A 13,171-nucleotide genomic window follows, 5' to 3' on the forward strand; every position below is an offset into this window, starting at 1 on the left:
CCCGGGGGTTGGGCGGCGGGGTTGGACCCGCCCCGGGGGAAAGGGGGGGGCCCCGGGCGACCGCTTGGCGGCCCCCCTCCGGGGGGGCCCGGCCCCGGGGGGGGGCGGGCACCCCTCGTACGTCCAGCAGTCGTGCGCCGTCAGACGACGGCGATCGACCGGCCCGCCCACTCCGGCGCGGGCTCCGTCAGTTCGGTGAAGCGGTCGCGGACCGCGGCCGGGAACTCGGCCGCCTTCCCCGCCTCCTGGTCGACGTGGATCGCGAGCAGCTCGGTGGTCGCCACCGGGTCCGCGTCCGCGGCGGGCTCGCCCGCCTCTTCGTCCACCACGAACATCTCGTGCGTGAAGCGCGCCTTCTTCGACGCCGCACCCAACACCCGCGTACGGATGGCGAGATGGGCGCCCTCGGGCACGTCACGCAGATAGCGGATGTGCGACTCGACCGTGTAGAGCGAGCAGTGGGTGGACTCCCGGTACGTGGAGTCCAGGCCCGTCTCGATCATCATGGCGTCGGTGGCGTGACCGAAGGCGAGCACGTAGAACGCCTCGCTCATATGGCCGTTGTAGTCGATCCACTCGGGGCGGACCGTGCGGTGCAGGAGGGGGAGCTTTATCATCGCAGGTCAGCCTACATTCCGGCCGAGCCGGCCCGTCGCGCGCAGCACGTCGATGACGCCCTGGTCGCGCTCGGCGACGAGTTCGGCGATGGAACGGCCGTCGGCGGCGACGTCGCAGCCCGCGACCACGGAGTCGTACAGCTGCTTGTCGAGCTCCGGGGCCTCGAGGCGCGTCCACGGCGACTTCAGGGACGGGCCGAAGTGGTCGAGCATGTGCGCCATGCCGCCCTCGCCGCCCGCGAGCGCGAACGTCAGCATCGGGCCCATGAACGCCCAGCGCAGACCGGGGCCCTCGGTGATCGAGTCGTCGATCTCCTTCACCGTCGCCTCACCGTTGGCGACCATGTGCAGCGCCTCGCGCCACAGGGCCTCCTGGAGGCGGTTGGCGATGAAGCCCGGCACCTCGCGGTCCATGGTGATGACCGACTTGCCCGCGACCTCGTAGAAGCGGGAGGCCCACGCGGTGGCGTCGGCATCGGTCTTCTCGCCGCCGACGACCTCGACGAGCGGGATCAGGTACGGCGGGTTGAACGGGTGGCCGACGACCAGGCGCGCGGGGGTCGCGGCGGTGGTCTGCATGTCGGTCATCGGGTAGCCGGAGGTCGACGAGGCGATGACGACGCCGGCGGGGGCGGCCGCGTCCAGGCGGGACAGCAGGTCGCGCTTGAGGTCGAGGTCCTCCGGGGCGCTCTCCTGCACGAACTCGGCGTCGGCGACGGCCTCTTCGAGGGTCGGGGCGACGGTGAGCCGGTCGCGCGAGGCGCCGTCGGCGAGGCCCATCTCGGTCAGGGCGGGCCAGGCGGCGTCGACCAGGCGGCGCAGCTTCTGCTCGGCGTCGGGGGCGGGGTCCCAGGCCTGCACGTCGTAGCCGCGGGCGAGGAAGTGGGCGACCCAGCCGCCGCCGATGACGCCGGCTCCGACGCAGGCGACCCGGCGGACGTCCTCGGGAGCGGTGAGGGGGGAGGTCATGAGGGTGGTGTTGCCTTCCGGTGGTGCGGGTGCGGGTGCGGGGTTCGGTGCGTGGGGGTCAGGAACGCGGCTTGAGGCCGAGCAGCGCACGGGCCTCGTCCGGCGTCGCGACGCGCGAGCCGAGGGACTCCGTGATGGTCACGGCGCGCTCGACGAGCTGAGCGTTCGTCGCCTTGTTGCCCTTGCCGAGGTAGAGGTTGTCCTCCAGGCCGACGCGGGCGTGCCCGCCGAGCAGGATCGACTGCGCCACCCACGGCATCTGCATGCGGCCGAGCGCGAAGCTCGCGAACTGGGCGCCCTCCGGCAGCATGTTGACCATCGACTGCAGGACGCCCGGGTCGGCCGGGGCGCCCCACGGGATGCCCATGCACAGCTGGAACACGGTCGGGTCGTCGAGCAGACCTTCGGCGAGGAGCTGCTTGGCGAACCACAGCTGGCCGGTGTCGAAGATCTCCAACTCGGGCCGCACGCCCAGCTCCTGGATGCGCTTGGCGCCCTGGCGCAGCATGTCGGGCGTCGACACGTACAGGTTCGAGCCGTCGCCGAAGTTCAGCGAGCCGCAGTCGAGCGTGCAGATGTCGGGGAGCAGCTCCTCGACGTGCGGCAGCCGGTCGAGGCCGCTGACGAGGTCGGTTCCGGGCAGGTGGGTGAGCGGCTCGTCGGGGTCGATGACCAGGTCGCCGCCCATGCCGGCGGTCAGGTTGATGACGACGTCGGTGCCGGTCTCCTTGATCCGCTCGACGACCTCGCGGTACAGCTTCGTGTCCCGCGAGGGGTCGCCGGTCTCGGGGTCCCGTACGTGGATGTGTACGACGGCGGCACCCGCGTCGGCCGCCTCGACGGCGTTCTTGGCGATCTGCTCCGGCGTGACGGGCACGTGCGGACTCCGCCGCACGGTGTCGCCGGCACCGGTGAGCGCGGCGGTGATGATGACGTTCTCTGTGGGCATGGGGGGACCTCTCAGGTGTGTGTCCGCCTGCGGCGGGTGTGCAAATCAAGCCCCTGCGGCGTTTGAGCAGCGGGGTCCGGGGCGGAGCCCCGTGTCGTGCGGCTATTCGGCCGCGATGGTTCCGTCGACGTAGCTGAGCAGCGCGGCATGCATCGCATCGGCGGCCGACCCGAACGACTCCCGGCTCACCGAAAGCACCTGCGTAGCAAGTCCATCGATGAGCGCGGTCAGCGCATACGCGGCCGCCTCCGGCTCCACGGACGGCCGAAACACGCCCTGATCAACCCCGCGGCGCAGAACGTCCGCGACGGTCGACCGCCACTGCCGGTAGTACTCCGTGTGCAGCCGCCCCACCGTCGTGGAACGCGCCGCCTCGGCCCACAGGTCGAGCCACACCTTCCACTGACGCCGCTGCTGCTCGGTGCGCGGCGTCTGCAGCTCGATGAGCTGGCGCAGCTCCGCCGCCGCGTCGTCCGCCTCCGCGAGGTGGGCGGCGCGGCGCGCGGTGTCCTCGTCCATGCACCAGCGCACCGCGGCCTCCAGGAGGTCCGCGCGGCCGGGGAAGTGGTAGTGGATCGCGGCGGTACTGGTGGCGCAGGCGCGGGCGATGTCGGAGACCCGTACCGCGTGGAACCCGTGCTCGGCGACCAGCCGGACCGTCTCCTGGACGATCTGCAGCGGCCGCCCGCCCGCCACGGGCGCGGGCGCCCCGGCCTCGGCCTCCAGGGGCCGCGCGCCGAGCAGCCAGCCCGGATCGACGCGCGCCTCGTCGGCGATCCGTGCCAGCTCGGCCACCGTGAACCGGCGGGTGCCGCTCAGGGAGCGGGAGAGCTTCGACGGATCCATGACGATGCGGCGCGCGAACTCGCGCTGGCTGACACCGGCCGCCGTGATGACCTCACGGACGCGGGCGGCGGTGTCGGCAGGGGGTGCCTCGTTGCTGGATTCCACGAGGCACGACCCTAACCATGCGTTGAGAAGAACACAACACCGAGGCCCGCGATGTCCAGTAAATGCTGGTCATTGAGCCTCTGACTTGCTCATCAGTCACCATCGCAACACGAGAGGTGATGCCGGCGTCTACGCCGCGTTCTGGCAGGTCCTCGTGCAGGTGCTGTACGGGGTGCAGGACGTGGACCCGGTCGCCGACGACACGGCGCGCCGCCTCGGTCGCGTTGATCCTCGCCATCACCGTCGAACTCGTCATCGGGGCACCGGGGTTGGGGCACCGGATCAATGTTGCGCAGAGTTCCCGGGCCGTCCCGGACATGTACGCATTGATCCTTGTGGCCGGCTGCCTGGGCGTATTGATCAATACTGGAGCGCGGTTCGTGGAGCGCCGCGCCCTGTCCTGGCACCAGTCTGTACGGGCACGGGCTCCGGCGTGAGCCGCACACTCCGCGCCCTGCGCGCCACCGTCCTGGCCGTGGCCCTGCCCTGCCTCCTGGTCGCCATCTGGTGGTGCGCCTCCGACGGAAGTACCAGCTTCTACGCGCCGCCCCTGCGCACGATCCTGTCCCGCTTCGACGACACCTGGACGCCGGACCGGCTCCAGGACGACGTCCTGCCCAGCGCGCTGCGCCTGCTCGCCGGGTACGCGGCCGGGGGGGGCGTCGCCGACGTCGCCCTCGGCGTCGGCCCCTCGCGCCGCACCCGCGCCGTGTGCGAGCCCGCCCTCGAGTTCCTGCGCTCCTTCGCCGTACCGAAGGTGTGGACCGGCATCCGCGTCCTCGGCCTGCTCGGGGTGGTGCTCACGCTGCTGTTCCGCCTTGAGGCGGGCGAGCTGGTGTGCGTCGTCGGCCCTTCCGGCTGCGGCAGGACGACGCTTTTGAAGTGCGTGGCAGGGCTGCTGCGGCCGACCGGGGGATCGGTCGCCCTGGACGGCGCGCGGGTGACGGGCCCGCGCCCCGGGCTCGCCGTCGTCCTCCAGGAGTACGGGCGCAGCCTCTTTCCGTGGATGCGGGTCGCCGAGAACGTCGAACTCCCGCTCAGGCAGCGCGGATCGATGCCCAAGGTGGTCAGCCGCGAACGCGTCGCGGAGCCCCTCGAAGCGGTCGGCCTCGCAGGCGCCCACCACGCCTACCCGTGGGAACTCTCCGGCGGCATGCAGCAACGCGTCGCCATCGCCAGCGCGTTGGCGTACGAGCCGCAGGTACTCCTCATGGACGAGCCCTTCGCCGCCGTCGAACTCCCTGCCCGACGCGACCAGTTGACGACGCGTGCGGATGCGCGGTTCACGGCGCTCAGGAGCCGCGTCCTTGAGCTGATCCGCGAGGGCGGTGGCGCGGGCACCGCCGAGCCCAGGGACCGGGTCACGAAGCCCTACGGGTAACCGACGGTTACCCGCAAGTACCTCACGCGCTTTCCCGTTTGGGCCGCCAGATGCCTTACCGTGTGGCCGTGGACAGTCAGGGTGAGCGGGCGGTTCGGCTGCGCCTGACCGGGGCCGTGGCCCTCGCCGCAGTATCGGGAGTGGCAGGCGCGTGGGCGTACGCGCGCAGCGGGGCGTCCGCGGGCGATATCGTGCGGGACCTCGCGGTGGGCTGGGCGTACGTGGTCGCCGGCATCGTCGCCTGGCGGCGCAGGCCCGCCAACCACACCGGGCGCCTGATGGTGCTCGAAGGCATCACCTGGTTCTTCGGCAACCTCCAGGGCACCGCGGTACCCGCGCTCTTCGCCTTCGGCGCCTGGTGGGAGGCGCTGAACATGGCGATCCTGCTGCACCTCATCCTGTCGTTCCCCGAAGGGCGCCTCACCACCGTTCTCACGCGCCGCCTGGTCCAGGTCGCGTACGGGCTCGTCGCCGTCGGCGGATTCGTGCGCACGCTCCTGTTCGACCCGGCGGCCCAGGCCGGGGCGACGTATCTGGACTGCCGCGCGTGCGGCCCGAACCTGCTGCACGTGCCCGCCTGGGACGGTCTCTTCGGCCCGTTCGACGCCGCGTATCACGCGGCGGGCTGGGGGCTCTCGGTCGTCGCCGCCGTCGCGATCGTGCTGCGCTGGCGCAACGCGTCCGCGGCGCGCAGGCGCGCCCTGTTGCCCGCCTGGATCGGCATCGGCGTCGCCACGGTGTTCCTCATGTGGGACATGCTCTTCTACGTAGTGCCGTGGTTCGGCGGAGTCGGTTCGGTGCCCGAACAGGCTGTCTACTTGTTGTCCGACCTCGCCCAGGTCGCCGTCCCCTTCGCCTTCCTCGCGGGACTGCTGCGCATGCGTCTGCAGCGCGCCGAGGTCAGCGGGCTCGTCATCGACATCGGTACCGACTCCGACCCGGCGCGGCTGCGCGAGGCACTGGTGCGCGTCCTCGGCGACCCGACCCTGCGGCTCGGCCTGTGGGACGAGCGGCGCGGCGGGTACGTCGAAGGGGCGGGCCGCGAGATCGGCGAGGACGGGCGGCCGGGCCGCACCCCGGTGGCAGCCGCCGACGGCCGCCCGCTCGCCCTGCTCCACCACGACCCCGCGCTCGACGAGGACCCCGAACTCCTGCAGTCGGTGGCGGCCGCCCTGCGCCTGGCCCTGGAGAACGTCTGGCTGCGCACGCGCGCGAAGGACGTCGCCACCCGCATCGTGGCGGCCGCCGACGCCGAGCGCGGCCGCCTGGAGCGCGATCTGCACGACGGCGCGCAGACCCGCCTCGTCTTCGCCCTGATGTCCGTACGCCGCGTGCAGAAGGGCCTCGCGGACCACCCGGACGCGGGGCTGCGCGAGGCCGCAGACGATGCCGAGGCCGGTGTGCGGCACGCCATCGAGGAACTGCGCGGCATCGCCCACGGCATCCATCCCGCCGTCCTCACCCGCGAGGGCCTCGCCGCCGCCCTGAGCGAGCTGGCCGAGGAGGCCACCGTGCCGGTCGTCGTCGCGGCCGAGTCCCGCCGCTACGACCCGCTCGTCGAGTCCACCGCGTACTTCACCGTCTGCGAGGCCCTCTCCAACGCGGCCAAGCACGCGGAGGCCCGGGCCGTCAGCGTCTCCGCCCGGCACCACGACGGGAGGCTCGTGGTGGAGACCGTGGACGACGGCGTCGGCGGCGTCGATCTCGCGCGCGGCACCGGCCTGCGCGGCCTCGCCGACCGGCTCGCCGCCGTCGACGGCGTACTGCACATCCACAGCCCCGCAGGGGGCGGAACCAGAATCAGGGCGGAGCTTCCGTGCGGGTGATCGTCGCCGAGGACTCGGCACTCCTTCGGCTGGGGATCGTACGACTGCTGACCGACGAGGGCATCGAGGTGGCCGCCGAGTGCGGTGACACCGCCCCGCTGCTCGCCCTGGTCGCCGAGCACACTCCGGACGCCGTGCTGCTCGACATCCGTATGCCGCCCACCCATACCGACGAGGGCCTGGTCGCGGCGGCGGCCGTGCGCGCGGCACACCCCGACACCGGCGTGCTGCTGCTGTCGCAGTACGTGGAGACGACCGCGAGCGTCCGCGCGCTCGCCCAGCGGCCCGAGGGGTTCGGCTACCTGCTCAAGGAGCGCGTCGCCGACGCCGAGGAGCTGAGCGGGGCGCTGAAGCGCGTGGCCGCGGGGGAGACCGTCGTCGATCCGCTGGTGGTGGCCCGCCTCATGGACGCGCCGCGTCCGCGGGGGCCGCTCGACGAGCTCACGGGCCGCGAGCGCGACGTGCTCGCGCTGATGGCCGAGGGGCGCTCCAACGAGGCCATCGCCAACAAGCTGGTCATCGGCGGCAAGACGGTCGAGACCCACGTCCGCAACGTCTTCGCCAAGCTGAGCCTGGAGTCGGACCCCACCGAGCACCGCCGCGTGATGGCGGTGCTGCGCTTCCTGCGCGGCTGACCCCGCGCCCGCCACCCGTGGGTGGAAGAGATTCCGGCTACCCGCTCCGTCGGACGACGCGCTACCCCCGTAGCCCCCGTACTTCCCCCGTACGTCGTCCGCGGAGCGGTGCCGGACCTCCACAGTAGGCGGGCCGACCGGCCAGGACATCAGGGCCAGCCCTGAGATCCGGAAGTGACCCAGGGCACATACCGTCTGGTCGGGTCCGGGCGTAGAGTCCCCCCAGGATGGCAAAACTAGCGGCGCTAATTAACCGCTGCGGCGCCCTCCCGACCTGGTCCACCGCCGCACCAGCAGTCAGTAGTACGGAACGGAGCGCTACCCGATGGCCACTCTCTCGCTCGCCGCGATCCTCGCCGACAACGCCCGCCGGCACCCCGACAAGACAGCCCTCGTCGCGGGCGAACTGCGCAGCACCTTCGCCGAGCTGTGGCTCCAGGTCCGCAAGCAGGCCGCCGCCCTCGCCGGCCTCGGCGTCCGCCCCGGCGACAAGATCGCCCTCATGGCGCCCAACACCGCCGAGTTCCCGCACGCCTACTACGCGGCCATCGCGGCCGGCGCCGCCGTCGTCCCCGTCCATCTGCTCCTGTCGGCGCCCGAGGTCGAGCACGTACTCAAGGACAGCGGCGCGACGCTCCTGCTGTGCCACCCGGCGCAGGCCAAGACGGGCGAGGCGGCCGCCGACGCCGTCGGTATCCGCACCGTCGCCCTCGGGGCCGACGGCGAGCTGGAGAAGCTCACGCACGACGCCGAGCCCATCGCCACGTACGCCACCCGCGACGCCGACGACCCGGCCGTCGTCTTCTACACGAGCGGCACCACAGGCGTCCCCAAGGGCGCCGTGCTCAGCCACTTCAACCTCGTGATGAACGCGACCGTGGAGGCCTTCGACTGCAACGAGCACAGCCCCGACGACATCGTCCTCGGCGCCCTGCCCCTCTTCCACGCCTTCGGCCAGACCGCCTCCATGCACGCCACCTGGCGGGCCGGCAAGACGCTCGTCCTCATGCCGCGCTTCGACGCCGTCAAGGCCGTCGAGCTGATGGTCCGCGAGCACGTCACCGTCTTCCAGGGCGTGCCCACCATGTACGTGCATCTGCTCACGGCGGCCGAACAGGCGGACACGCTCCCGAAGTTGCGCGTCGCGGTCTCCGGTGGCGCCTCGCTGCCGGTCGCGATCCTCGAACGCTTCGAGCAGCTCTTCGGCGCCCCCGTCCACGAGGGCTACGGGCTCAGTGAGACCTCGCCCGTCGCGGCCGTCAACCAGCCCTGGTACGGCGCGAAGGCGGGCACCATCGGCCACTCCATCTGGGGCGTCGACGTCGAGGTCGCCCGCGCCGAACTCGACGACCGCATCGAACTCCTTCCCACCGGCGAACTCGGCGAGATCGTCGTCCGTGGCCACTGCGTTTTCTCCGGCTACCTCGGCCGCCCCGAACAGACCGCGGAGGCACTCGTCGACGGCTGGTTCCGCACCGGCGACCTCGGCACCAAGGACGAGGAGGGCTACCTGCGGATCGTCGACCGCAAGAAGGACGTCATCATCCGCGGCGGCTACAACGTCTACCCGCGCGAGGTCGAGGAGGTGCTGATGCGCCACCCCGGCATCGACCACGTCGCCGTCATCGGCCTGCCCGACGAGGTGCACGGCGAGGAGGTCTGCGCGGTCGTCGTCCTCAAGCCGGACGCCACGCTCGACACCGCCGAACTCACCACGTGGTCCAAGGAGAACCTGGGCAAGCACAAGTACCCCCGCCGCGTGGAGTTCACCGACCAGCTGCCGCTCGGCCCGAGCATGAAGGTCCTTAAGCGCGAGCTGCGGGAGACGTACACGGGCTGAGGACGGCGCACCTTCGGCCGGTGGACGGTCAGAGGACCCTGCGAAGCGCGATCGCCGCGGCCGTCAGGACGATGCTGTCCCATGACGGCCGACCGGCCAGCCGGAGCAGGGCGGCGGCGGTCAGGAAGTCGAGCAGCACGGCCAGGGCCTGTCGCACGATGCGCGTCAGGCGCCAGGCCGCTGCTGCGGCGAAGAGGCCGAACACGCCTACGAGGGCGGCCGCCCGCGACAGCCACTCGCTCATGTCGGCCGTCCCTCGGCGCCGGGCGCGGGCGCCGTGCGGCCCTGCTCGATCTCGGCCCGCTCCTGGGCGATCTCGCGTCCGAGGAAGTAGTTCAGCGCGGTCCGGATGGCCGCGATGGCCGCCAGCTGGCCGATCTCGGCGAAACTCGGTGCGACCGCTGTGCGCAGCACGTCACTGGCGAGCTGGAACTCCAGGCCCAGGACGAGGAAGCGCCCCATACCGAGTCTGATCCGGCCGAACTCCGCCACCTCGCGGTGCCTGCGCACACCGGCCCGGACGAACCGTGCGAACGCCCAGACGGCGCCGATGAAGATGATGAGCGCGCCCGCGGTCTCGACCAGCCTGATCAGCAGATTGATCAGATCGTGCACGGTCGACTCGGGCAGCGTTTCCGCCAGCGGGGCCATGGAGGGAGGCTCGTCCTCGAACGGGCGGTGCGCAAGGACCAGTTCGCGCCGCCCGGTGGGCCGGGGCCCGGTGAAACGTAATCCGTATCAGCATGTGGTGCCCCTGACGCCCGGCAGGTAGTTGCGTCTAGCATCTGTCCTCGCCATGCACGACATATTCGGGATCACACCCTGGGAGTTCTCCGCCCTGGCCGCCGCGGCCATGGTGGTGGGGTTCTCCAAGACGGCCGTCAGCGGCGCCAATACGGTCAGCCTCGCGGTCTTCGCCGCGATCCTGCCCGCGCGCGCCTCCACCGGAGTGCTGCTCCCCATCCTGATCTGCGGCGACATCCTCGCCGTGCTCACCTATAGGCGGCACGCCCACTGGCCCACCCTGTGGCGCCTGTTCCCCGCCGTCGGCGCGGGCGTGGTCCTCGGCACCGTCTTCCTCGGCTTCGCGGGGGACGGGGCGGTACGGATGTCGATCGGCGTGATCCTGCTCGTCATGGCGGGGGTGACCGTCTGGCGCCGCAAACAGGCAGCCGCGGCCGCTGCCGCCGCTGAGCCGACGCCGACCCGCGCGGCCCGCGTCAAGGCGGGCTCGTACGGGGTGCTCGGCGGCTTCACCACCATGGTGGCCAACGCGGGCGGCCCCGTGATGTCCATGTACCTGCTGTCGGCGGGCTTCAAGAAGCTCGGCTTCCTCGGCACCTCCGCGTGGTTCTTCCTCATCGTGAACTCCGCGAAGGTGCCGTTCAGCGTGGGCCTCGGCCTCATCGACGGCCGCTCGCTGCTCCTGGACGCCGCGCTCGCCGCCTTCGTCGTGCCGGGCGCGGTGATCGGCAGAGCCTGCGTGAACCGGATCAACCAACGCCTCTTCGAGCAACTGGTCATCGCGGCGACGGTGCTTGGCGGCCTCCAGCTCTTGCTGAACTGAGGGCCGCCGGCGGTTCGGGCATGGGGACCGGGCCAGTGGTGAATGCCGGTCCGCATGGGGGTTAGCCGGTCCTACATGGGGGTCCTACATGGACATGGGGGCCAGTCGGTCCTACATGGGAACCAGCGCCCGCTCAGAGCCCGACTGACTGGTCAGCCCCTGCGCCATGTCCTCGGCGAGCAGCCGCTTCGCGATCGAGTCGACCGCGATGCGCAGCTCCCCGTCCGCGGGGCGGCCGACGTCGGCCTCGACCTTCTCGCTCAGCCAGTCGCCCCAGGCGCTGTTGATGACCTCCGACTCCCGGTGCCCCGCTTCGGTGTGCGAGAAGAACGCGCCCGTACGCGTCAGATAGCCCTCGTCGACCATCCGCTGGAACACCGGCACCAGCACCTCCGGCGGCACCCTGCGGCGCGCCGCGATCATCCCGAGGGTCGCGTGCCCGACCATCCGCGTGAAGAAGTCCACCTGCATCACGGCCCACGCACCCGCGATATCGAGCCGGGTCTCGGATTTCTCCAGGATCTGCCGCGCGGTGTTGAGGTTCGTCTCCTTCACCAGGTTCGCCACGGCCCGCTGGAGCACATGCGAGGAATCGCCGGTCGAGGGCTGCGCGAAGCCCTCGCCCATGTCGGCGGAGCCCGCGCGCGCGGTGTCACGCAATTCCACCTGCTTGAGGAACAGCGCCACCAGGAACCCGATGACCGCCACCGGCACCGTGCACAGGAACACCGTGTGCAGCGAGTCCGCGTACCCGTTGACGATCGGCTCGCGCGCCGCTTCGGGCAGGCTGTGCAGGCCCTGCGGGCTCTGCGCCGCCTTGGCGAGCGCTTCCGGAGCGATCCTCGTCCCGGCGCGCGCCGCCTCCGCCACGCCCTGCTTCAGGTTCGGCTCCAGGCTGTTGGCGTAGATCGTGCCGAACACGGCGGTGCCGAACGAGCTGCCCAGCGTGCGGAAGAACGTGACACCGGAGGTCGCCGTGCCCAACTCCGCGTACTCGACGGTGTTCTGGACGGCAATGGTCAACACCTGCATGCACAGACCAATGCCTAGACCAAGGACAAACATGTACACGGACTCAAGCCACGCACCGGTCGAACTGTCCATCAGGGACAGCAGATACAGGCCCAGCGCCATCACCAGGGCGCCCACGATCGGGAAGATCCGATACTGACCGGTCTTGCTGACAACATTGCCGGAGAAGATGGACGCGATCAACAGACCGATCACCATGGGCAGGGTGCGTACACCCGAGATGGTGGCCGAGTCGCCGTCCACGTACTGCAAATACGTCGGCAGGAACGTCATCGCGCCGAGCATCGCGAATCCCACGATGAAGCTGAGGATCGAGCAGACCGTGAACACCGGGTTGCGGAACAGATGCATCGGCAGCATCGGTTCCTTGGCCCGCATCTCCACCCAGCAGAACAGCCCGAGCGCGACGAGGCCGCCGACGAACAGGCCGATGATGACGCTCGACCCCCACGCGTACTCGTTGCCGCCCCAACTGGTCGCGAGAATCAGGGCGCTCGCCCCGACCGCGACGAGCGCGATGCCGAGATAGTCGATGATCGGCTTGGCCGCCGACTTCACCACCGGGATCGTCCGGGCCGCGGCGATGACGACGACGATCGCGATCGGTACGTTGACGTAGAACGCCCACCGCCACGTCAGGTGATCCGTGAACACACCGCCGAGCAGCGGCCCGATGACGGTCGAGACACCGAACACGGCGCCGATCGCACCCTGATACTTCCCGCGCTCGCGCAGCGGAATGACGTCCGCGATGAGTGCCATCGCCGTCACCATCAGCCCGCCGGCGCCGATGCCCTGCAGCGCCCGCCAGGCGATGAGCAGTGACATGTTCGTGGACAGGCCGCACAGGAACGAACCGGTGATGAAGATGATCGCCGAGAGCTGGAAGACGATCTTGCGCCCGAACATGTCGCCGAACTTGCCGACGAGGACCGTGGCCACGGTCTCCGCGAGCAGATAGGCCGTCACGACCCATGACATGTGCGCGGCGCCGCCCAGGTCCGAGACGATCGTCGGCAGCGCCGTGCCGACGATCGTCTGGTCCAGCGCGGCCAACAGCATGCCGAGCATGATCGTCCCGAAGACGACATTGCGGCGCCGTCTGTCGAGAACCGGTGGAGCCGCCTCGGCGGCCGGCGGCGGGGCTGCTTCTTCGGTGGTCATCACTCCCGCAGCGTCACATCGGGGCCCGGGCGGCGCATGCGGGTGGGGGCCGGACCGGTGACGTGCGCCGGCCGCGGTGGAGGGGGAGGTGCGTGCGCTGGGCGGAGCGGGGGCGTGCGTGGCCGGGGGTCGGGGGTGGGTGCCGGTGCCGTGGACCGGGGTGGGCGTGTGTGCCCTGCCGCGGGTCGGGCGGGTGGCAAGGTGCTTGCGCCCTGGTGTCGCCGTGGGCGTGCGCGCCTG

At 71.2% G+C, this 13,171-nt stretch carries 12 protein-coding genes and 1 pseudogene; 6 read left to right on the top strand and 7 right to left on the bottom strand.

The annotated features are described in order from the left end of the window. Positions 1-140: 140 nt before the first annotated feature. The 4 genes from ACIRHA_RS03145 to ACIRHA_RS03160 all read right to left on the bottom strand — a co-directional run bounded on the left by ACIRHA_RS03145 (position 141) and on the right by ACIRHA_RS03160 (position 3,486). The gene (locus ACIRHA_RS03145; protein WP_403839237.1) at positions 141-617 is read right to left on the bottom strand and encodes a thioesterase family protein; all 477 of its coding nucleotides are present in this window, start codon (positions 615-617) and stop codon (positions 141-143) included. Positions 618-623: 6 nt separating this feature from the next. Next, the gene (locus ACIRHA_RS03150) at positions 624-1,586 is read right to left on the bottom strand and encodes a 3-hydroxyacyl-CoA dehydrogenase NAD-binding domain-containing protein (RefSeq protein WP_403839238.1); all 963 of its coding nucleotides are present in this window, start codon (positions 1,584-1,586) and stop codon (positions 624-626) included. A 58-nt stretch (positions 1,587-1,644) separates the two neighbouring features. Next, the gene (locus tag ACIRHA_RS03155) at positions 1,645-2,535 is read right to left on the bottom strand and encodes a 3-keto-5-aminohexanoate cleavage protein (RefSeq protein WP_266716674.1); all 891 of its coding nucleotides are present in this window, start codon (positions 2,533-2,535) and stop codon (positions 1,645-1,647) included. Between the two features lie 102 nt (positions 2,536-2,637). Next, entirely contained in the window at positions 2,638-3,486 is an 849-nt protein-coding gene (locus tag ACIRHA_RS03160; protein WP_403839240.1) for a TetR family transcriptional regulator C-terminal domain-containing protein, read from the bottom strand. Between the two features lie 127 nt (positions 3,487-3,613). Here ACIRHA_RS03160 and ACIRHA_RS03165 point away from each other — a divergent pair. The 5 genes and pseudogenes from ACIRHA_RS03165 to ACIRHA_RS03185 all read left to right on the top strand — a co-directional run. After that, positions 3,614-3,923 (top strand): annotated as a pseudogene (locus ACIRHA_RS03165) (ABC transporter permease); the annotation flags it as partial. A 320-nt stretch (positions 3,924-4,243) separates the two neighbouring features. After that, positions 4,244-4,867 (top strand): ABC transporter ATP-binding protein, encoded by a 624-nt coding sequence (locus tag ACIRHA_RS03170; protein ID WP_403842075.1) that lies wholly within the window; start codon positions 4,244-4,246, stop codon positions 4,865-4,867. A gap of 68 nt (positions 4,868-4,935) precedes the next feature. Continuing rightward, entirely contained in the window at positions 4,936-6,693 is a 1,758-nt protein-coding gene (locus tag ACIRHA_RS03175; protein ID WP_403839242.1) for a sensor histidine kinase, read from the top strand. After that, positions 6,690-7,328 (top strand): LuxR C-terminal-related transcriptional regulator, encoded by a 639-nt coding sequence (locus ACIRHA_RS03180; RefSeq protein WP_403842077.1) that lies wholly within the window; start codon positions 6,690-6,692, stop codon positions 7,326-7,328. Before ACIRHA_RS03175 ends, ACIRHA_RS03180 begins: the two co-directional genes overlap by 4 nt. Positions 7,329-7,653: 325 nt before the next feature. Next, positions 7,654-9,168 carry a long-chain fatty acid--CoA ligase gene (locus ACIRHA_RS03185; RefSeq protein ID WP_403839244.1) on the top strand — a complete coding sequence of 505 codons (1,515 nt, stop codon included), beginning with the start codon at positions 7,654-7,656 and terminating at the stop codon, positions 9,166-9,168. Positions 9,169-9,196: 28 nt separating this feature from the next. On the opposite strand, the gene ACIRHA_RS03190 is transcribed toward ACIRHA_RS03185, so the two are convergent. Both ACIRHA_RS03190 and ACIRHA_RS03195 read right to left on the bottom strand, forming a co-directional pair. Further along, positions 9,197-9,412, bottom strand: coding sequence for a hypothetical protein (locus ACIRHA_RS03190; RefSeq protein WP_403839246.1), 216 nt, complete (start codon positions 9,410-9,412; stop codon positions 9,197-9,199). After that, on the bottom strand, positions 9,409-9,819 hold the full coding sequence (locus ACIRHA_RS03195) for a DUF1622 domain-containing protein (protein ID WP_403839248.1): 411 nt from the start codon (positions 9,817-9,819) through the stop codon (positions 9,409-9,411). Before ACIRHA_RS03195 ends, ACIRHA_RS03190 begins: the two co-directional genes overlap by 4 nt. A gap of 145 nt (positions 9,820-9,964) precedes the next feature. Between ACIRHA_RS03195 and ACIRHA_RS03200 the strand changes: the two genes are divergently transcribed. Continuing rightward, positions 9,965-10,735: a sulfite exporter TauE/SafE family protein gene (locus ACIRHA_RS03200; RefSeq protein ID WP_403839250.1), complete on the top strand. Its 771-nt coding sequence runs from the start codon at positions 9,965-9,967 to the stop codon at positions 10,733-10,735. 111 nt (positions 10,736-10,846) lie between these two features. Here the strand turns inward: ACIRHA_RS03200 and ACIRHA_RS03205 are convergent, their stop codons facing one another. Next, the gene (locus ACIRHA_RS03205) at positions 10,847-12,931 is read right to left on the bottom strand and encodes an MDR family MFS transporter (protein WP_403839252.1); all 2,085 of its coding nucleotides are present in this window, start codon (positions 12,929-12,931) and stop codon (positions 10,847-10,849) included. Positions 12,932-13,171 lie beyond the last annotated feature (240 nt).

It is taken from the genome of Streptomyces sp. NPDC102360 (genome assembly GCF_044766085.1).
Taxonomy (GTDB): Bacteria; Actinomycetota; Actinomycetes; order Streptomycetales; family Streptomycetaceae; genus Streptomyces.

Coding starts and splice junctions, on each gene's coding strand:
- ACIRHA_RS03155 (WP_266716674.1), bottom strand. CDS start 2,535: ATGCCCACAGAGAACGTCATCATCACCGCCGCGCTCACCGGTGCCGGC.
- ACIRHA_RS03150 (WP_403839238.1), bottom strand. CDS start 1,586: ATGACCTCCCCCCTCACCGCTCCCGAGGACGTCCGCCGGGTCGCCTGC.
- ACIRHA_RS03145 (WP_403839237.1), bottom strand. CDS start 617: ATGATAAAGCTCCCCCTCCTGCACCGCACGGTCCGCCCCGAGTGGATC.
- ACIRHA_RS03195 (WP_403839248.1), bottom strand. CDS start 9,819: ATGGCCCCGCTGGCGGAAACGCTGCCCGAGTCGACCGTGCACGATCTG.
- ACIRHA_RS03205 (WP_403839252.1), bottom strand. CDS start 12,931: ATGACCACCGAAGAAGCAGCCCCGCCGCCGGCCGCCGAGGCGGCTCCA.
- ACIRHA_RS03185 (WP_403839244.1), top strand. CDS start 7,654: ATGGCCACTCTCTCGCTCGCCGCGATCCTCGCCGACAACGCCCGCCGG.
- ACIRHA_RS03190 (WP_403839246.1), bottom strand. CDS start 9,412: ATGAGCGAGTGGCTGTCGCGGGCGGCCGCCCTCGTAGGCGTGTTCGGC.
- ACIRHA_RS03200 (WP_403839250.1), top strand. CDS start 9,965: ATGCACGACATATTCGGGATCACACCCTGGGAGTTCTCCGCCCTGGCC.